At 68.9% G+C, this 17,879-nt stretch carries 19 protein-coding genes; 7 read left to right on the top strand and 12 right to left on the bottom strand.

Features of this window, described 5'->3' with window-relative positions; genetic code table 11:
• Nucleotides 1–4: 4 nt before the first annotated feature.
• Nucleotides 5–1,360, bottom strand: a complete 1,356-nt coding sequence (locus RMCN_RS14565) for a protoporphyrinogen oxidase (RefSeq protein ID WP_067390334.1) — start codon at nt 1,358–1,360, stop codon at nt 5–7.
• Nucleotides 1,357–2,421: a uroporphyrinogen decarboxylase gene (gene hemE, locus RMCN_RS14570; RefSeq protein WP_067390337.1), complete on the bottom strand. Its 1,065-nt coding sequence runs from the start codon at nt 2,419–2,421 to the stop codon at nt 1,357–1,359. Before hemE ends, RMCN_RS14565 begins: the two co-directional genes overlap by 4 nt.
• A 164-nt stretch (nt 2,422–2,585) precedes the next feature.
• Between hemE and RMCN_RS14575 the strand changes: the two genes are divergently transcribed.
• Entirely contained in the window at nt 2,586–3,122 is a 537-nt protein-coding gene (locus RMCN_RS14575) for a DUF3000 domain-containing protein (protein ID WP_234787679.1), read from the top strand.
• Nucleotides 3,123–3,124: 2 nt separating this feature from the next.
• Nucleotides 3,125–4,423 carry an HRDC domain-containing protein gene (locus RMCN_RS14580; protein WP_067390340.1) on the top strand — a complete coding sequence of 433 codons (1,299 nt, stop codon included), beginning with the start codon at nt 3,125–3,127 and terminating at the stop codon, nt 4,421–4,423.
• On the opposite strand, the gene RMCN_RS14585 is transcribed toward RMCN_RS14580, so the two are convergent.
• Nucleotides 4,420–5,334, bottom strand: a complete 915-nt coding sequence (locus RMCN_RS14585) for an alpha/beta fold hydrolase (protein ID WP_067390343.1) — start codon at nt 5,332–5,334, stop codon at nt 4,420–4,422. The genes RMCN_RS14580 and RMCN_RS14585 overlap by 4 nt on opposite strands.
• Before the next feature lie 65 nt (nt 5,335–5,399).
• Here RMCN_RS14585 and RMCN_RS31515 point away from each other — a divergent pair, with 65 nt between their 5' ends.
• The gene (locus RMCN_RS31515; protein ID WP_234787664.1) at nt 5,400–5,615 is read left to right on the top strand and encodes a hypothetical protein; all 216 of its coding nucleotides are present in this window, start codon (nt 5,400–5,402) and stop codon (nt 5,613–5,615) included.
• Nucleotides 5,594–5,905, top strand: coding sequence for a phosphate-starvation-inducible PsiE family protein (locus RMCN_RS31520; protein WP_234787665.1), 312 nt, complete (start codon nt 5,594–5,596; stop codon nt 5,903–5,905). Before RMCN_RS31515 ends, RMCN_RS31520 begins: the two co-directional genes overlap by 22 nt.
• 107 nt (nt 5,906–6,012) lie before the next feature.
• Here RMCN_RS31520 and dxs read toward each other — a convergent pair whose 3' ends face one another.
• The 5 genes from dxs to RMCN_RS14615 form a co-directional block, all read right to left on the bottom strand.
• Nucleotides 6,013–7,926: a 1-deoxy-D-xylulose-5-phosphate synthase gene (dxs, locus tag RMCN_RS14595; protein WP_067390346.1), complete on the bottom strand. Its 1,914-nt coding sequence runs from the start codon at nt 7,924–7,926 to the stop codon at nt 6,013–6,015.
• A 28-nt stretch (nt 7,927–7,954) separates the two neighbouring features.
• The gene (gene nhaA, locus RMCN_RS14600) at nt 7,955–9,283 is read right to left on the bottom strand and encodes a Na+/H+ antiporter NhaA (RefSeq protein WP_067390349.1); all 1,329 of its coding nucleotides are present in this window, start codon (nt 9,281–9,283) and stop codon (nt 7,955–7,957) included.
• Nucleotides 9,284–9,404: 121 nt separating this feature from the next.
• Nucleotides 9,405–9,884 (bottom strand): MSMEG_6728 family protein, encoded by a 480-nt coding sequence (locus RMCN_RS14605; protein WP_067390351.1) that lies wholly within the window; start codon nt 9,882–9,884, stop codon nt 9,405–9,407.
• 18 nt (nt 9,885–9,902) lie between these two features.
• Nucleotides 9,903–11,123 carry a class I SAM-dependent RNA methyltransferase gene (locus RMCN_RS14610; protein ID WP_067390354.1) on the bottom strand — a complete coding sequence of 407 codons (1,221 nt, stop codon included), beginning with the start codon at nt 11,121–11,123 and terminating at the stop codon, nt 9,903–9,905.
• The gene (locus RMCN_RS14615) at nt 11,120–13,123 is read right to left on the bottom strand and encodes an APC family permease (protein WP_201028839.1); all 2,004 of its coding nucleotides are present in this window, start codon (nt 13,121–13,123) and stop codon (nt 11,120–11,122) included. Before RMCN_RS14615 ends, RMCN_RS14610 begins: the two co-directional genes overlap by 4 nt.
• 76 nt (nt 13,124–13,199) lie before the next feature.
• On the opposite strand from RMCN_RS14615, the gene RMCN_RS14620 reads away from it, so the two are divergent.
• Both RMCN_RS14620 and RMCN_RS14625 read left to right on the top strand, forming a co-directional pair.
• Nucleotides 13,200–13,871, top strand: a complete 672-nt coding sequence (locus RMCN_RS14620; protein ID WP_082680634.1) for a potassium channel family protein — start codon at nt 13,200–13,202, stop codon at nt 13,869–13,871.
• Entirely contained in the window at nt 13,868–14,533 is a 666-nt protein-coding gene (locus RMCN_RS14625) for a potassium channel family protein (protein ID WP_064415855.1), read from the top strand. The genes RMCN_RS14620 and RMCN_RS14625 overlap by 4 nt, the downstream gene beginning before the upstream one ends.
• Nucleotides 14,534–14,535: 2 nt before the next feature.
• Here RMCN_RS14625 and RMCN_RS14630 read toward each other — a convergent pair whose 3' ends face one another.
• Nucleotides 14,536–15,219: a DUF3159 domain-containing protein gene (locus tag RMCN_RS14630; protein ID WP_064415856.1), complete on the bottom strand. Its 684-nt coding sequence runs from the start codon at nt 15,217–15,219 to the stop codon at nt 14,536–14,538.
• Nucleotides 15,216–15,587 carry an OB-fold nucleic acid binding domain-containing protein gene (locus tag RMCN_RS14635; protein WP_064350902.1) on the bottom strand — a complete coding sequence of 124 codons (372 nt, stop codon included), beginning with the start codon at nt 15,585–15,587 and terminating at the stop codon, nt 15,216–15,218. The genes RMCN_RS14630 and RMCN_RS14635 overlap by 4 nt, the downstream gene beginning before the upstream one ends.
• Before the next feature lie 135 nt (nt 15,588–15,722).
• On the opposite strand from RMCN_RS14635, the gene RMCN_RS14640 reads away from it, so the two are divergent.
• Nucleotides 15,723–16,421, top strand: a complete 699-nt coding sequence (locus RMCN_RS14640) for a hypothetical protein (RefSeq protein ID WP_067390357.1) — start codon at nt 15,723–15,725, stop codon at nt 16,419–16,421.
• 197 nt (nt 16,422–16,618) lie between these two features.
• Here the strand turns inward: RMCN_RS14640 and RMCN_RS14645 are convergent, their stop codons facing one another.
• Entirely contained in the window at nt 16,619–17,398 is a 780-nt protein-coding gene (locus RMCN_RS14645) for a DUF3710 domain-containing protein (protein ID WP_067390360.1), read from the bottom strand.
• 1 nt (nt 17,399) lies between these two features.
• Nucleotides 17,400–17,864 (bottom strand): dUTP diphosphatase, encoded by a 465-nt coding sequence (dut, locus tag RMCN_RS14650; protein ID WP_064415859.1) that lies wholly within the window; start codon nt 17,862–17,864, stop codon nt 17,400–17,402.
• Nucleotides 17,865–17,879: the final 15 nt, after the last annotated feature.

Genomic DNA, 17,879 nt, shown 5'->3' on the forward strand with positions numbered 1-17,879 from the left:
GGCTCTATCGTGCCACGCGCGCGGTGACCAGCGACGCCACCGCCCTGGTGGCCGCCGACACACACGCCGGAACACCGATCCCGTCCAGGAACCCGCCCGCAACCGCGATCGTCGGCGGCAGCCCCGAGCGCAATTCGGCGACCAGCGCGCCGTGACCGGGTCCGTATTGCGGCATCGCGTCGATCCACCGCTGCACGTGGTAATCCACCGGCTCCGTCCTGACCCCGAAGACAGTGGCGAGATCCTCGGCCGCCCAGTCGAGCAGCTGATCGTCGCCCACGCTGCGGGCCAGGTTGTCGCCGGACCTCCCGAACGAAAACCGGACCAACTCGACGCTGCCGCGCTGACCCCACTTGCGCGACGTCAGCGTGACCGCTTTCGACCACAGGCGTTCGCCGCCGGCCACCAACACCCCGGACTGCTGCGGCAGCGGCGTACCGCCCGGCAGCGCCAGCGCCACCAACGCCGACGACGCCACCGGAATGCGCTGGGCCGCGGCGGCGCTTCGGGGAGCCACCTCCGCTACCAGCCGCGCCAGCCGAGGTGCCGGCACCGCGAGCACCACCGCGTCGGCGTGGTGGCGGACCCCTTCGTCGTCGACGAGCTCCCAGCCTCGAGCGTCGCGGTGCAGCCCTTCGATCGTGACCTGCCGCCACTGCGCACCGGCGCGCCGGACAAGCTCGTCGACCAGCACCCGGTAGCCGCCGTCTACGGCGCCGAACACCGACCCGGTGACCGGCGGCGGCGCGGCCTCGCGGACGGCGTCGGTGAGGCTTCTCGCGCCGCGGTCCAGGGCGACAGCCAGCGTCGGCACCGCCGATCGAACTCCGATCGTCGCGGCGTTGCCCGCGTAGACACCGGCGAGCAGGGGTTCGACCGAACGGGTGACCACCTGCTCACCGAACCGATCGCCGACCAGCTCGGCAACCGACGGATCGGCACCGGGGCGCCACGCGAACGGGCGACCGGGTTCGCCGTGCATCCAGGCGATCGTCGCGTCGTCCACCAGCCCGGCCAGCGCCGACGGCTGCGCCGGGATGCCCTGCAACGTGCCCGCGGGAAGCGGATGCAGCCTGGCCTGGCTGTAGATGAGCGGTCGCGCGCCGGTCGTGCCGATCTGTCGGTTCGCCAGGCCCAATTCGGCCAGCAACGCGGGGACTTCAGGCCGCCGTGCGACGAACGCCTCGGCGCCGACGTCCATCGGTTGGCCGCCGATCCGCTCGGTGCGCAGCACGCCACCCGGCCGGTCGGCGGGGTCGAACAGCGTGATCGTCGCGTCGGGACCCGCCGCGACGCGTAGTCGATACGCGGCGACGAGACCCGAAATCCCTCCGCCGACAACGCAATACGATGCACTCACAGCGAATGCACCAATGCCACCACTTCGGTGATCACCTCGGGGTCGGTGGCCGGGAGCACGCCGTGCCCGAGGTTGAACACATGCCCGGCGGCTCCGGCGTCGACCGCCCGCCTGCCGTCGTCGACGACCGCACGCGCCGCGCGTTCGGCCACCGGCAGGCCGGCCAGCAACACCACCGGGTCCAGGTTGCCCTGCAACGCCGTCCCCGGGACCACCCGGGCGGCGGCGTCGGACAGCGACGTGCGCCAGTCGACCCCGACCACGGCCGGGGCGCCGTGCCCGGACGCCGCCTGTGACATCGCGCCCAGCAACTCGGCGGTACCGACGCCGAAGTGGGTCATCGGCACTCCGGCGGCGGCCAGCGTCGCGAACACCCGGGTGCTGTGCGGCAGCACGTAGCTGCGGTAATCGGCCAGCGACAGCGTCCCGGCCCACGAGTCGAACACCTGGATCGCATCAACACCGGCGTCCACCTGAACCTGCAGGAACGCGATCGTCACATCGGTCAGCGCGGTCATCAACGCGTGCCAGGTGTCGGGCTCGCCGAGCATCATCGCCTTGGTCCGCTCGTGGTTGCGGCTCGGCCCGCCCTCGACCAAATAGGACGCCAGCGTGAACGGCGCGCCCGCGAAGCCGATCAACGGCACGTCGCCGAGCTCGGACACCAACGCCCCGACGGCCTCCGACACCGGCGCGACCTGCCCACGCTCCAGCGGTCTCATTGCGGCGACATCGGCGGCGGTGCGAATCGGGTGTTCGATCACCGGGCCGACGTCGGGAACGATGTCGAGGGCGATCCCCGAGGCTCGCAAGGGCACCACGATGTCGGAGAACAGGATCGCGGCGTCGACGCCGTGCCTGCGGATCGGCTGCAGGGTGATCTCGGTGATCAGCTCGGCATCGAAGCAGGCCTGCATCATCGTGTTCTTCGCCCGCAACGCGCGGTACTCGGGCAGCGAACGGCCCGCCTGCCGCATGAACCACACCGGCACGCGGCCGGGCTTGCGGCCGCTGGCGGCGGCCAAATAGGGCGAGTCGGGCAGCTCACGGCGCGTGTTCATCGCTCTCAATGCTGCCATGCGGACCGCGCGGCGCCCGCCTGGCCTCGACCGGACCAGCACCCGACAAGATCGGCGCGCCACGCGCACAGACCTGCTCGAATGGGCTAGCGTCAAACGTCGTGACCACCGCCGAACCGGCTCAGTTCCGCGAAGCGGTGGCGGCGATGAATGCCACCACCGTCCGACCGGAAATCGAGCTCGGCCCGATCCGCCCGCCGCAGCGGCTGGCGCCGTTCAGTTATGCGCTGGGCGCCGAGGTCCGCCATCCCGAGACGGCGATCGTGCCGGAACGCTCCGAGGGTGACGCATTCGGCCGCCTGATCCTGCTGCACGATCCCGAGGGCGCCGACGCCTGGGACGGCACCATGCGGCTGGTCGCCTACATCCAGGCCGATCTGGACTCCAGCGAAGCCGTCGACCCGCTGCTGCCCGAGGTCGCGTGGAGCTGGCTCGTCGATGCCCTTGGGGAACGCGACGAGCACGTCACCGCCCTGGGCGGCACCGTCACCGCCACCACGTCGGTGCGCTATGGCGACATCTCCGGCCCGCCCCGGGCCCACCAGTTGGAACTGCGTGCCTCATGGACGGCGACGACGCTCGAGTTGGGCCCGCACGTCGAGGCGTTCTGTGAGGTGCTCGAGCATGCCGCCGGGCTGCCGCCGCAGGGCGTCACCGACCTCGGCTCCCGCACCCGCGCTTGACGATGCCCGATCCCGAAGAGGCCGTCCCCGAGGCGGCCGCGCCCGAGCAGGCCGAGCCGGACGCGACCCCGCTGCTGGCGCCCCGCGACGGCGTCCCCGCGCTGTCGACCAGTGTCAGTGAAATCCGCAGGGCCGCCGAGCTACTGGCCTCTGGCCACGGCGCGTTCGCCGTCGACGCCGAACGCGCCTCGGGGTTCCGCTACTCCAACCGTGCCTACCTCGTGCAGATTCGACGCGAAGGCGCCGGCACCGTGTTGATCGATCCGGTGAGCCACGGCGCCGACCCCGTCGAGGCGCTGGCACCCGTGGCCGAGGTGCTGGCCACCGACGAGTGGGTGCTGCACGCCGCCGACCAGGATCTGCCGTGTCTGGCCGAACTGGGCATCCGGCCGGTCAGCCTGTACGACACGGAGTTGGCGGGCCGACTCGCCGGCTACGACAAGGTCAACCTCGCCGCGATGGTACAGCGGCTGCTCGGTCTACAGCTGATGAAGGGGCACGGCGCAGCCGACTGGTCCAAGCGACCGCTGCCCGACGAGTGGCTCAACTACGCCGCACTCGATGTCGAGGTGCTCGTCGACCTCCGCGAAGCCGTCGCCGCGGTACTCGAGGACCAAGGTAAAACCGAGTGGGCGGCACAGGAATTCGAGCACCTCAGGAAGTACGAGGCGACGCCGACCCGCCGGGACCGCTGGCGACGCACGTCGGGAATCCACAAGATTCGCGACGCTCGCGCCCTCGCCGCGGTGCGCGAACTGTGGACCACCCGCGACCACATCGCTCAGCGCCGCGACATCGCGCCCGGCCGAATCCTGCCGGACTCGGCCATCATCAACGCCGCCACCGCCGATCCCGACACCGTCGAAAAGCTGACGGCGCTGCCGATCTTCGGCGGTAACCGGCAGCGTCGCAGCGCCAAGGTGTGGCTCGACGCGCTCGCGCGGGCCCGCACCACGCGGGACTTGCCGTCATCGCAGGAGCCGGCGAACGGTCCTCCGCCCGCGTCCCGGTGGGCCAGGCGCAAACCCGAAGCCGCCGCCCGACTCGATGCGGTGCGCGCCGCGCTCACCGAAGTGTCGCAACGGGTTTCCGTGCCGACCGAGAATCTGCTCTCCCCCGATACCGTGCGCCGGTTGTGTTGGGACTGGGAGCCCGTCGACGACAGGGCGAGCGTGATCGAGGCGTTTCTGCGCGACGCCGGTGCGCGGCCATGGCAACGCGAGCTGACGGTGTCTCCGCTCACCGAGGCGCTGGCCAAGGCCGACGCTCAGCTTGCCGAGCGGCAGTCCGCCGAGAGCTAGGTGGTCACCTTCTCGATGTGAACCAGGAAGTGCCGCAGCACTTCCTCGGGCGCCTCGAGTTGCGGCCAGTGTCCGATGTCGTCGGCGAGCATCACCACGTCGGCGCCAGGGATCACTTCGGCGTAGCGGCGCGCCATGTGAGCGCCGGAGTTCGGGTCGACGGGTCCGTCGATCAGCCGCATGGGCACCGCGGTTCGGCGCATGGCGCGCACCCACCGGTTGCGGTGCGTGTAGCGGTCGCCCAAGAAACGACCAACCTTGTGCAGCACGCGTTTACCGTCGTTGTATTCCAGAATCTCGTGGAAGCGCTCCATCAGCTCGCGTGAGGGCTTCGTGTTCGGCCCGAACATTTCGTCGAGCGTCCGGTCCAGCATCTTGCGCGAGAGCGAACTGCGTCCCTGCAGAGGACTCATCAAGTCGCCCAACGGCGTTCCCGACATGAGCTTTTGCATGGTGCGCGGCGTGTAGGCCTCGTTGAACAGCCCGCCGTTCAGCCAGGTGATCGACTCATAGCGCACCGACCCGTACGACTGCTGGCCGAATTCGCTGCGGGCCAGCAGTTCTTGTCCGACCGAGTCGCCGAGGTCGTGCGCCAGCACGTGGCACCGCTTGACGTTCAGGTGTTCCAGCAGCGCCTCGTGGACGTCAGCGTGGTCGCCCACCGAGTATTCGTAAGCGACCGGTTTCGCCGAGAAGCCCATTCCGATCATGTCCGGGGCGATGACGGTGAATCGATCGGTCAGCGTCGGCCAGATCAGCGACCAGTCCCACGAGTTGAACGGATAGCCGTGAATGGCCAGTAGCGTCGGAGCCTCCCCCAGCGGCGGGCCGTCGATCCGGTAGAAGATCTCGAATCCCAGGTAATCGAAGTAGCGGCCCGCGGCCTTCCAGCGCTCCAGCTCGGCATCCATGACCGCAGCCTAAGCGTGTCGAGCATTTTGCGTCGGTGGCGCTGGAGACGGCTTAGCGTTGGCGAATGGCGGAGCAGGAGGAGACCGAGAACGAAGAGGATCGGCAGCGTTTCGCCGACCGGGTGCTGAGCCTCGCCGAGGACGCGGTCTACTGGGCCATCGCGACCGTCCTGCTCGCCGGGTCGGTGGCGCTGTTGGTCGCCCAGGTCAATGTGCTGCTGCGCCTGCGCATACACCCGCCAGCACGATCATGCTCGAGGTGCTCGACGGCCTGCTGCTGATCTTCATCTTCGTCGAACTGCTCTATGCGGTGCGGACGTCGCTGCGCTCGCACGAGATCGTCGCCGAGCCGTTCCTGATTGTCGGCATCCTGGCGTGCATCAAGGAGATCGTCGTGCTCTCGGTCGAGGCGGCGAAGCTGCTGTCCAACGGCCCCGAGTTCGCCCGTGCGATCGTCCAGGTGGGCGTGCTCGGCGGCTTGGTGCTGGTGTTGTCGCTGGCGATCTTCGTGCTGCGCGTGCAACGCCACGGCGTCTCCGACGAAGCCGCCGAGCTCGCCGACAAGGACTAGCTATCGCCGCGGCTGTGCGATTTCATACCGTCCGACCGGCGCGTCGCGGATGAAACCGCCCACTCGGCGAGGCGAGGCGAGGCCAGGCGGGCGGGCGGGGGCGACCGCTAGTCGAGTCGCTCGCTGACCTCGGCTTCGCTGACGGAGGCACCCTGAGCCGCGACCCAGCCGGTGATCTGGCGGGCCACGGTGCGATCGGTCAGGCCGACCTCGGCGAACACCTCGCCGCGGGAGGCGTGCGCGAAGAACTCCTGCGGCAGCCCGACATCGCGACACGGTACGTCGATCTCGGCGCGGCGCAACGCCGCCGAGACCGCAGACCCGACGCCGCCGTTGACGCCGTTGTCCTCGAGCGTGACGACGAGCTTGTGTTCGCGGGCCAGGGCGGTGATCGGCTCGGGCACCGGCAGCACCCAGCGCGGGTCGACGACCGTTACACCGATGCCTTGGTTGCGCAGCAGTTCGGCGACCGCCAGCGCCATCGACGCGAACGGCCCGACCGCCACCAGCAGCACGTCGCCGGTGAGCCCGTCGGCCGGCACGGCTAGCACGTCGACGCCGTCACGCCGTTCGAGAGCCGGAATGTCCTCGCCGACATCGCCTTTCGGGAACCGGATGGCGGTGGGGCCGTCGTTGACGTCGAGGGCTTCGCCGAGTTCCTCGCGTAGCCGGACTCCGTCACGCGGTGCGGCCACCCGCATGCCGGGCACGATGCCCAGTATCGACAGGTCCCACATGCCGTTGTGGCTGGCGCCATCGGGGCCGGTGATCCCCGAGCGGTCCAACACCATCGTCACGGGCAGCTTGTGCAGCGCCACATCCATGATGACCTGGTCGAACGCGCGGTTCAGGAAGGTCGAGTAGACCGCGACGACGGGATGCAGGCCGCCCATCGCCAGCCCGGCCGCCGACGTCATCGCATGCTGTTCGGCGATGCCCACGTCGAAGAACCGGTCCGGGAAGCGTTGGCGGAATGCGGTCAGACCCGTGGGGCCGGGCATCGCCGCGGTGATCGCGACCACGTCGCGTCGGCGGGCTGCATACCCGATCAGCGCCTCGGAGAACGTCGACGTCCAGCCGGGACCGGGAACCGACGTCGCCAACCCGGTCTCGGGGTCGATGACGCCGCACGCGTGCATCTGGTCGGCCTCGTCATTCTCCGCCGGCGCGTAGCCCATGCCCTTGCGGGTGACGACGTGCACGATCACGGGCATGTTGAAACCGCGCGCCCGGCGCAACGCGACCTCGACGGCGTGCTCGTCATGGCCGTCGATGGGCCCCACATACTTCAGGCCCAGGTCGGTGAACATCACCTGCGGTGCCAACGCGTCCTTGATGCCGGCCTTGATGGAGTGCATGCACTGGTAGCACACCTCGCCGATGACCGGGACGCCGCGCACCGCCTTGCGGCCCTCCTCGAGGACACGTTCGTAGCCGGGCTGCAGCCGCAGGCCGGCCAGGTGTTCGGCGAACCCGCCGATCGTCGGTGCGTAGCTGCGGCCGTTGTCGTTGACGACGATGACCACCGGCCGTCGCGCCCCGGCGATGTTGTTCAGCGCCTCCCAGCACATACCGCCGGTCAGCGCGCCGTCACCGACGACGGCCACCACGTGCCGATTGCGGTGTCCGGACAGCTCGAACGCCTTGGCCAGCCCGTCGGCGTAGGACAGCGCGGAGCTGGCGTGGCTGGATTCCACCCAGTCGTGTTCGCTCTCCTCGCGCGAGGGATAGCCGGACAGGCCGCCCTTTTTGCGCAGGGTGTCGAACTCGTGGCAGCGGCCCGTCAGGATCTTGTGCACGTAGGACTGGTGTCCGGTGTCGAAGATGATCGGATCGTGTGGCGAATCGAACACCCTGTGCAGCGCGAGCGTCAGCTCGACGACGCCGAGGTTCGGGCCGAGATGCCCACCGGTGGCAGCCACCTTGTGGATCAGAAATTCGCGGATCTCACGTGCTAGATCGCTCAGTTGCGACTGCGTCAGGTGCTGCAGATCTGCGGGCCCGCGGATCTGTTCAAGCATTCGCTCAGTCTACGCACGGCCGTCGTAGTCAGTCCTGTCGAGCTTGGTAGATGTCGGGCACACCGTCGTGGTCGGAATCGGCGGTCTCCTGTTCGTGAATCGCCCGATAATGCCTGTTCCGCAGCCGTAACAGCACCGCGGCCAGTGCCGCCGAAGTCAGCGATCCGGTCAGCACCCCGATCTTCACGAATTCGTCACGTTCGGATTCGATGCCGTAGGCGAGGTCACCGATGAGCAGCGAGACGGTGAACCCGATGCCTGCCAGCATCGCGATTCCGAGCACATCGATCCACCGGACCGCCGAGTCGAGATCGGCGCGGGTGACCGATGAGAGCACCCACGTGGTCAGGAAGATGCCCACCGGCTTGCCGACCACCAGACCCAGCACTATGCCGAGCGCGATGGGATCGGTCATCGCCTCGGCGAACCCCGTGTACCCGCCGATGTTCACCCCCGCGGCGAAGAAGGCGAACACCGGGACCGCGACACCCGCTGACAGCGGGCGCAGGCGGTGTTCGAAATGTTCGGCAAGGCCAGGTCCGGCCTCCGGCCCGCCAGCCGCCTGCGAACGCAGGACCGGCACGGTGAAGCCGAGCAGCACACCCGCCACCGTCGCGTGGATGCCCGATTCGTGCATCAGCGCCCACGTGGCCAGCGCGAGCGGGATCAACAGCCACCACGACCGGATGCGGCGCTGCACGCACACCGCGAACAGGGTCAGCGGCACCAGGGCCGCCGACAACGCGATCCAGTTGATGCCTTCGGTGTAGAAAACGGCGATCACCAGCACCGCCAGGAGGTCATCGACGACAGCGAGCGTCAACAGGAACGTGCGCAGGGCCGAGGGCAGATGCGTGGAGATGACCGCGAGCACCGCGACGGCGAACGCGATGTCGGTCGCGGTCGGAATGGCCCAGCCACGTAGGGCGCCGTCGCCCACGTGTGCGGTCACCGCGACGAAGATCAGGGCCGGCACGACCATTCCGCCGATGGCGGCGGCGATGGGCAGCGCCGCGCGGGCGGGGTCGCGCAGGTCGCCGGCGACGAACTCGCGTTTGAGCTCCAACCCGACCACGAAGAAGAACAGGGCCAACAATCCGTCGGCCGCCCAGGTGCCGACCGTGAGGTCCAGATGCAGACCGAACGGCTCACCGCCGACCTTCAGATCGCGCAGAGCGAAGTAGCTTTCCGCCCACGGCGAGTTCGCCCACCCGAGCGCGACGGCCGCCGCCACCAGCAGGATCGCGCCTCCGACGGTTTCCCTGCGCAGGATCGAGGACACCCGACTCGTCTCGGACCATGATCCGCGGGAGAACAGTGTCCGCCGCGCGAAGCGGCGGAGTGGGTTGGCGGTCACGGTGGGTCCCGATCTGTTAGGGGGTCGACAAGAGAATTGCCGACCAGACTTCCCGGCACACCCTGTCGCTCAACGTATCAACGCGATGTACACACCGCAGCGGCAGACGCAGCCGTTGGCGTCAGATCGCGATCCGTCGCGGACGGTCGGAGGCGGGCCAGACGTACTCCAGGTCGTCGGGAACGTCGGGGAAGAACTTCCGATAGTGCTGCGGGTCCTTGCGTACCAGCACCGACTGGTGGCTGCGGTGAAACGCCGGATCGCCCAGCCACGGCGGCACCTCCCCCGCCGCGGCCAACGCGTCCTGGGTGCGCGCGGTGTCGATACCGGTCGTGCGGGTCAGGTCGCTGACCATGGTCGCCGCGCAGGTGTCGGCATGGCCCAACCGGCACCATGCGGCGCAGACGTCGAGCCCGTAGCGGACCAAGGCTTCTTCGTAGCCGGCCCACATCGCCGCTGCGGGGTGATGGCGCCAGCCATACCCCGGCACGGTCAGCGCGCGAACCACCTGGATGGCCTCGACGCGCTGCTTGCCGAGCCGCTTCGTGTCGAGGACGCGGGCGGTGTCGTCGAAAACCGGGTAGGGCAGGAACGTCTGCACCTCCCGGGGATACCCCGTTTAGCGACTCAGGACCGCGACGCACTCGACGTGGTGCGTGAGCGGGAACGAGTCGAAGACCCGTAACTCCTCGACCGAGTATCCGTGTCCGCGGTAGAGACCGACATCGCGCGCGAATGACGCTGCCTCGCAACCGATGTGGATGATCCGCGGTATTCCGGCGGCCGCCAGGAGGTCGATCACCTCGCGACCGGCTCCGGTCCGAGGCGGATCGAGCACCGCGACATCGGCGCGCTTGCGCTGGGCAGCGAGCGCGCGGCGCACCGAGTCGGTGACCACCGACACCCACCTCATGTCGCCCAGGGCGGCCCGCGCGGCTCGCGATGCCCCGCGCGAGGTGTCCACCGTGACAACCTTCCCGGTCTCCCCGACCGCTTCGGCGAGCACGGCCGCGAACACCCCTGCCCCGCCGTACAGATCCCACGCGGTCATCCCGGGGCTCAGCTGCGCCCAGCCGGCCACCAGCTGGCTGTAGAGCCGCGCCGCGTCTCGGTGCGACTGCCAGAAGGCGGTCACGGGCACCCGCCACGTCCGCCCTGCGACCCGTTGAACGGCTTCGTAATCGCCCTCGATCACCTGCGTGGCGGCCTTGCCTTTGGGCCCCGACTTGGGGCCGGACTGCACGACGTGACGCGTGCCCTCGTCGTCGACGGCGACCTGCAAATGCGCGCCCGGCGGCCAGGCCCTGTCGGCCAGCCCGTCGACCATGCCGTCGGGCAGCTGCGCGCAGTTCAAATCGGTGATCAGCTCGGCGCTGTGGAACCGGTGAAAGCCGGGTTCGCCTGCGGCGGTGGTGTCCAACCGCACCCGCGTCCGCCATCCGGTCGCACCCCCGTCACCGACCGGGTCGGCGACGGCGTCGGCTTCATCGCGCCAGTGGTAACCGCCCAACCGCGTCAACTGGTTGGCGACGACGGCGCCCTTGAGCCTGCGGACCGCCGCCGGCTCGGCGAATGCCATGTCACAGCAGCCGGCGCCATCCGCACCCGCGATCGGGCAGATCGATTCCACGCGGTCCGCGGACGGTTCGACGACCTCGACGGTGTCGGCGTGCAGATACTTCCCGCGATCCGCGACCACCCGGACCCTGACCCGCTCGCCGGGCAGCGCATAGCGGACGAACACGACCCGGCCGTCATCGCGCGCCACACAGCTGCCGCCGTTGGCGGGCGGCCCTGCGGTGACCGTCAGTTCCGCCGGAACAGCCCCGACACCGGTCACTCCAGGAATCCCCTGCGCGCGTCGCCGGGCGCCGATTGCGGTTGAAGCGTCTTGAGCCGCTCCGAGGAACTCAGTTGCCACGGCACCGATGTCACCATCACGTTCGGCTCGAACAGCAGGCGACCCTTGAGCCGCAACGCACTCTGGTTGTGCAACAACTGTTCCCACCAATGACCTACCACGTACTCGGGGATGAACACGGTGACGACGGTGCGCGGCGACTCCCTGCTGATCCGCTTGACGTAGTCGAGGACCGGCCGGGTGACCTCGCGGTACGGCGAGGCGATGACCTTCAGCGGAACGCTGATGTCGCTGTCCTCCCACTTGTCCATCAGCGCACGCGTCTCGCCTTCGTCGACGCTGACCGTGATGGCTTCCAGCGTGTCCGGGCGGATGGCCCTGGCATAGGCCAGCGCGCGCATCGTGGGCAGATGCAGTTTGGACACCAGCACGATCGCATGATTGCGGCTGGGCAGCACCATGTCGCCGGCCGCGGCGGCCTGTTCCTCGAGTTCCCGCGCCACCGTGTCGTAATGCCGGTGGATCATCTTCATCATCCCGAAGATGAGCGCCATCGCCAGGATCGCAATCCAGGCTCCAGCAACGAATTTGGTCACCACGACAATCACCAGCACCGTGGCGGTGCAGGCGCAGCCGATCGCGTTGATCACGCGAGAACGCATCATCTTGCGCCGAAACATCGGCTCGGTTTCGGTGCGTAGCAGCCGCGTCCAGTGCCGCACCATGCCGATCTGGCTGAGCGTGAATGCCACGAAGACCCCGACGATGTAGAGCTGGATCAGCGCGGTGACCTCGGCGCGGAAAGCCACGACGAACGCGATCGCGGCGAACGCCAGAAACAGGATGCCGTTGGAGAACGCGAGCCTGTCTCCGCGAGTGTGCAATTGGCGCGGTAGGTAACGGTCCTGCGCCAGGATGTCCCCGAGTACGGGAAATCCGTTGAACGCGGTGTTGGCGGCCAGCAACAGGATCAGCGCCGTGACACCGGCGATGAGGAAGAGCCCGATGCTGAAGTCGTGGAAGACCGCTTCGGCCAACTGCGCGATCAGCGTCTTCTGGTGGTAGTCCGCCGGGGCGCCGACGAGTTGTTCGTGCGGTCGCTCAGCGATCTTCACGCCGGTTTCCTTGGCCAGCATGATGATGCCCATGAACAGGGTGACCGCGAACAGGCCGAGTAAGGCCAGGGTGGTTGCGGCGTTGCGCGACTTCGGTTTGCGGAACGCCGGCACCCCGTTGCTGACCGCCTCCACACCGGTCAGCGCCGCGCTTCCCGACGAGAACGCCCGCGCAACAAGGAAAACCAGCGCGAAACCGAGGATTTCCCCGTGTTCGGAGTGCATTTCGAAATCCGCCGATTCGGCTTGCAACGGTTCGCCGAGCGCATAAATCTGGAAGAAGCCCCAGCCGAGCATGATGAACATCCCGACCATGAACGCGTACGTCGGGATCGCGAAAGCGGTTCCGGACTCCCGGACGCCGCGCAGGTTGATCGCCGCCACCAACAGAATTGCGATCACCGCGAACAGCACCTTGTGGTGGTTGACGAAAGGTATGGCCGAACCGATGTTCGACATCGCCGAGGACATCGACACCGCGACTGTGAGCACGTAGTCGACCAGCAGCGCGCTCGCCACGGTCAGGCCGGCCGTCGGCCCGAGGTTGGTGGTGACCACCTCGTAATCGCCGCCACCAGACGGGTAGGCATGCACGTTCTGCCGGTAACTGGCGATGACGATCACCATGACCCCGGCCACCGCCAGCCCGATCCATGGCGTCATCGAGTACGCGGCCAGGCCGGCCACCGACAGCACCAGAAAGATCTCTTCGGGCGCGTAGGCCACCGACGACAGGGCATCGGAGGCGAAGACGGGAAGGGCTATCCGCTTCGGCAGCAGAGTGTGCGAAATCCTGTCGCTGCGAAACGGCCTGCCGAGGACCACCCGCCGCGCGAACCTGGATAGCTTGGACACGAGTGCCAAGAGTAAGCCCAGCAGCAATTGCCCGTCGGAAAGCTGTAGCGTTCGACTGCACGGGTTCGACAGGAAGGACCGTGGAGTGCGTGTAGTGGTGATGGGCTGCGGCCGGGTCGGCGCGTCGCTCTCCGACAGCCTGTCCCGGATCGGCCACGACGTCGCGGTCATCGACCGCGACGGCACGGCGTTTCACCGACTCTCCCCGGAGTTCTCCGGGGAGCGGGTGCTCGGCATGGGCTTCGACCGCGACGTGCTGTTGCGGGCGGGCATCGAGGAGGCCGGAGCGTTCGCCGCGGTGTCCTCGGGTGACAACTCCAACATCATCTCGGCGCGGGTGGCCCGCGAGACCTTCGGTGTCGAGCGCGTCGTCGCCCGGATCTACGACGCCAAGCGCGCCGCGGTCTACGAACGGTTGGGCATCCCGACGGTGGCCACCGTGCCGTGGACGACCGACCGTCTGCTCAACGTCCTGACCCGCGAGACCGAGACCACCAAGTGGCGTGACCCCACCGGCAATGTCGGCGTCACCGAACTGGCGCTGCACGAGGCGTGGGTGGGCCGCCGCATCACCGACCTCGAGACGGCGACCGGCGGCCGGGTGGCGTTCCTCATTCGGTTCGGGGCCGGGTTGCTACCCGATGCGAAGACCGTCATCCAGGCCAGCGACCAGGTGTTCGTAGCCGCGATCGCCGGTCACATCGCCGAGGCCCTGGCCATCGCGGCCCTGCCTCCCAGCGAGGACCTCGAGGGATGAAGGTCGCCATCGCCGGGGCCGGCGCCGTCGGCCGGTCCATTGCCCGTGAACTCGTCGACACCCACGAGGTGACGCTGCTGGAACGCAATCCCGACCACATCGACGTCGACGCCATCCCTTCGGCGCAGTGGCGGCTGGGCGACGCGTGCGAGCTGACCTTGCTCGAATCCGTCCAGCTCGAGCAGTTCGATGTGGTGATCGCGGCCACCGGCGACGACAAGGTCAACGTCGTGGTCAGCCTCCTGGCCAAGACCGAGTTCGCCGTGCAGCGGGTGGTCGCCCGTGTCAACGACCCGCGCAACGAGTGGTTGTTCGACGAGAGCTGGGGCGTCGACGTGGCGGTGTCCACCCCGCGCATGCTGGCCTCGCTCGTGGAGGAGGCGGTCGCCGTCGGTGACCTGGTGCGGCTGATGGAGTTCCGCAAGGGGCAGGCCAACCTCGTCGAGATCACGCTGCCCGACGACACCCCCTGGGGCGGCAAGCCGGTCAAGCGCCTCGACCTGCCCCGCGACTGCACGCTGGTGGCGATCCTGCGTGGCCCACGCGTGATCGTGCCCGAGTCGGACGAGCCGCTCGAGGGTGGCGACGAGCTGCTGTTCGTGGCGGTCGCCGAGGCCGAAGACCAGTTGCAGGACCTGCTGCTGCACCCGCAACAGCGCTGAAGTCAGCCCCCGGTCGGGGCGCTGACGTCGTCGGAGGACTCGCGCGCGTTGATGGCTTTCTGCGCCGTCCGGATCGCCAGATAGGTCACGACCGCCGCGACCGCGGTCAACGGCCAGCCCATGGCGATTCGCGCGACACCCAACCACCCCGTCTGGTCGGCGTCGTAAAGATGCCGCTGGACGATGAAACGCGAGGCGAACACCGCCACCCAGAACAGCGTCGCGACGTCGAACGCCGTCACCGCTCTGCGTACCCGACGCCAGTCGCGGCCGTGTCCGTTGACCCAGCCCCAGACGTAACCGACGACGGGGCGGCGGATCACCACCGACACGGTGAACACCGCGGCCCAGAACAACGACGTCCAAATGCCAAGCAGGAAGTAGCCTTTCGACTCCCCCATCACGTAAGCGATCAATGCGCAGATCCCGACACCGAAGAAGCCGGAGATCGCGGGCTGGGCCGACTCACGTCGAGCGAGCCGCCACGCGAGGATGATGCCGGCCACACCGAGGGCGGCGACGATGGCGGGGATGAGCCCGAGCGTCTGCGAGATCGGAACGAACGCCACGACCGGCAACGTCGAGTAGATCAGGCCGCTGACCCCGCCCATCTGGTCGAGGACGGCGTTGGCCTTCGTCGGCTGCTGGGTTCTCGGCTGCCCCGGTTCGGTTCCGGGGTCGCTCACTTCTGGATCTCGTAGTGCGGGTTGTAAATGGCCTTGGCTCCGTTGTCGAGCTTGCCGACGCGGCCGTGCACCTTGAGGGTGCGGCCCGACTCGATGCCGGGGATGCGGCGTTGGCCAAGCCAGACCAGCATCACCGAATCGGTGCCGTCGAACAGCTCGGCCTTCACGCCACCGGCGCATGCCTTGCCGTTGCATTCGACGCTGCGCAGGGTGCCGATCATCGTCACTTCCTGGCCGCGTTCGCAGTCGATCGCCTTCTGGGCGCCGGTCGAGGCGGCTTCGTCGCTGAGCTCTTCGACGTCGAGTTGCTCGGGGTCCTCTGTCAACCGTCGCGTGAGCCGGCGCAGATACCCTTCGGCCGTTGCCATGGCCTCTCCTGACCTATCCGCAGATGCACCTTGGACCTACCCAAGTAATCGCCACGTTAACCCTGTGAGTTACGAGATGCCACGCGGGGTCACCTCGCCACGCCGGGCGCATTTGACCCAGGGCACGATCGAGTCATGACGGTCACTCTCCGCGGCGTCACGACGGTCCTGCTACCGGGCACCGGCTCCGACGACGACTTCGTCTACCGGGCATTTTCGGCGGCGCTGCACGCCCAGGGTGCGACGCTCGTCACGCCGGCGCCCCAGCCGCACCGGCTCGTCGCCGGCTACCGCGAGGCACTCGACGACGCGGCGCGCAGCGGGCGCATCGCCGTGGGGGGCGTGTCGATCGGCGCCGCCATCGCCACGGCGTGGGCGCTGGCCCGTCCGGACCGGACGGTGGCGGTGCTCGCCGCACTTCCGGCGTGGACCGGCTCCCCGCAGCACGCGCCCGCGGCGGCCGCGGCGCGCCACTCCGCCGAACTGCTGCGCCGCGACGGGCTCGCGGTCACCAGCGCGGCGATGCGGGCGACGAGCCCACAATGGCTGGGCGATGAGCTGACCCGGTCGTGGCTCGGACAGTGGCCGTCCCTGCCGGAGGCGATGGAGGAGGCGGCGAACTACGTCGCGCCCACATGCGCCGAGTTGGAGCAGTTGGCTGTGCCGCTGGGCGTGGTTGCCGCCAGCGACGATCCCGTGCATCCGATCGAGGTGGCCGTCGAGTGGGCGGCCGCGGCACCGCGGGCGGCGTTGCGCACGCTCACGCTCGACGAGCTGGGCGCCGACCCGGCGGCGTTGGGGGCCGCATGCGTGGCCGCGCTGCTGGAGGCTTGACGGTCGACGTGTCGCCGCGTCCGATCGGCGGGGCGGCCGGACCGACGGCCGGTCCGGCGGCCGGTCCGGGGCCGGTCCGGGCGGTCCGGGCGGTCCGGCGGCCGGTCCGGGCGGTCCGGCGGCCGGTCCGGGGCCCTTAAGGGGTGGATCGCACGCACCTGGTGCGTGGAATCCACCCGTTAAGGCGGATTCTCGTGTCAGCCGCCGGTGATCGTCCGCAACTGCTGCATCGCCGATCCCTGGGCGCTGCGGCGCGCGGCGGGTTCCTGCTGGCCGGCCTGCTGAGCTTGTTGCGCCTGCTGGGCGGCGGCCTGCTGGGCGGCGGCGGCCTCACGCAGTTGATTCGCCATCGGCTCCGGCAGCTCGACCGCCAGCGGCGTGCGTACCGGTAGCGGGGTTTCTCCGCGGCGAACCACGGTGTCGGCCAACGCTTCTCGTGCTTCAGCAGCCAGTGCGTCGATGTGTTCCTGCGGACCGTTGACGACGCAGCGGATCATCCACCGGTACCCGTCGACGCCGATGAAGCGCACCACGCCCGGTTGCCCCTGCTGCCCCGCCTGGGCCTGCTGAGCGGCGGCCACGCCGACGACCTCGCGACCCCACGGCCCGTCCTTGATCGACACTTGGGCGCCGTCCTTGCGCAGCGAGTCGGCGAGTTCCCCGGCGATCTCGCGCCACAGCCCGCTGCTCTTGGGAGCGGCGTACGCGGCGACGGTGAACCGGCCGTGCGGAGTGACGACCCATACCGCGCTCGGCACTCCCTGCGGGGTGAGCTCGACCTGCACCTGGCCGCCTGCGGGCAAGGGGATCAGGACCGAGCCCAGATCCAGCCGGCCAGCGGCAGCCGTCTCGGCGTCGTCGAAGTCCTCGATGTCGAACGGGCCTTCCAATTCGTCGTCGGCGGCGTCGCCGGTCTCTTGCCCGGCGACGTCTTCGACGTCACCGATCTGGTTGTCTTTGCGTTTACCGAATGCCATCTCACAAACTCGCATGTCCGCCGGAGGAACCGTGGCCACCTTCGCCACGGGTGCTTTCACCGAGCCCAGCCTCGTCGAAAGACGTGACCTCGACCAGCTCGGGCAGTTCGACCCGCTGGACCAGCAACTGAGCGATGCGGTCCCCGCGGTTTACGACGATCGGTACCTGCGGATCGAGGTTGATCAGCGAAACCTTGATCTCGCCGCGGTATCCGGCGTCGATGGTGCCGGGGCTGTTGACGATCGAAAGCCCCACGCGGGCAGCCAAACCCGAGCGGGGATGCACCAGTCCGACCATCCCGTGCGGGATCGCCACCGCGATACCCGTCGGAACGAGCGCACGTTCACCGGGCGCCAGTTCGACGTCGAGCGCGCTGAAAAGGTCGACGCCCGCATCGCCGTCATGGGCGCGGCTGGGCATCGGCAGATCAGGATCGAGGCGCACGACCGCCAGAGAAGTGGGCACGACGTCAGAGATTAC

It is taken from the genome of Mycolicibacterium novocastrense (assembly GCF_001570485.1).
Classification (GTDB): Bacteria; Actinomycetota; Actinomycetes; order Mycobacteriales; family Mycobacteriaceae; genus Mycobacterium; species Mycobacterium novocastrense.

Coding starts and splice junctions, on each gene's coding strand:
- dxs (WP_067390346.1), bottom strand. CDS start 7,926: ATGCTTGAACAGATCCGCGGGCCCGCAGATCTGCAGCACCTGACGCAG.
- RMCN_RS14645 (WP_067390360.1), bottom strand. CDS start 17,398: ATGGCATTCGGTAAACGCAAAGACAACCAGATCGGTGACGTCGAAGAC.
- RMCN_RS14580 (WP_067390340.1), top strand. CDS start 3,125: ATGCCCGATCCCGAAGAGGCCGTCCCCGAGGCGGCCGCGCCCGAGCAG.
- RMCN_RS14625 (WP_064415855.1), top strand. CDS start 13,868: ATGAAGGTCGCCATCGCCGGGGCCGGCGCCGTCGGCCGGTCCATTGCC.
- RMCN_RS31515 (WP_234787664.1), top strand. CDS start 5,400: ATGGCGGAGCAGGAGGAGACCGAGAACGAAGAGGATCGGCAGCGTTTC.
- RMCN_RS14575 (WP_234787679.1), top strand. CDS start 2,586: ATGAATGCCACCACCGTCCGACCGGAAATCGAGCTCGGCCCGATCCGC.
- hemE (WP_067390337.1), bottom strand. CDS start 2,421: ATGAACACGCGCCGTGAGCTGCCCGACTCGCCCTATTTGGCCGCCGCC.
- RMCN_RS14585 (WP_067390343.1), bottom strand. CDS start 5,334: ATGGATGCCGAGCTGGAGCGCTGGAAGGCCGCGGGCCGCTACTTCGAT.
- RMCN_RS14640 (WP_067390357.1), top strand. CDS start 15,723: ATGACGGTCACTCTCCGCGGCGTCACGACGGTCCTGCTACCGGGCACC.
- RMCN_RS14635 (WP_064350902.1), bottom strand. CDS start 15,587: ATGGCAACGGCCGAAGGGTATCTGCGCCGGCTCACGCGACGGTTGACA.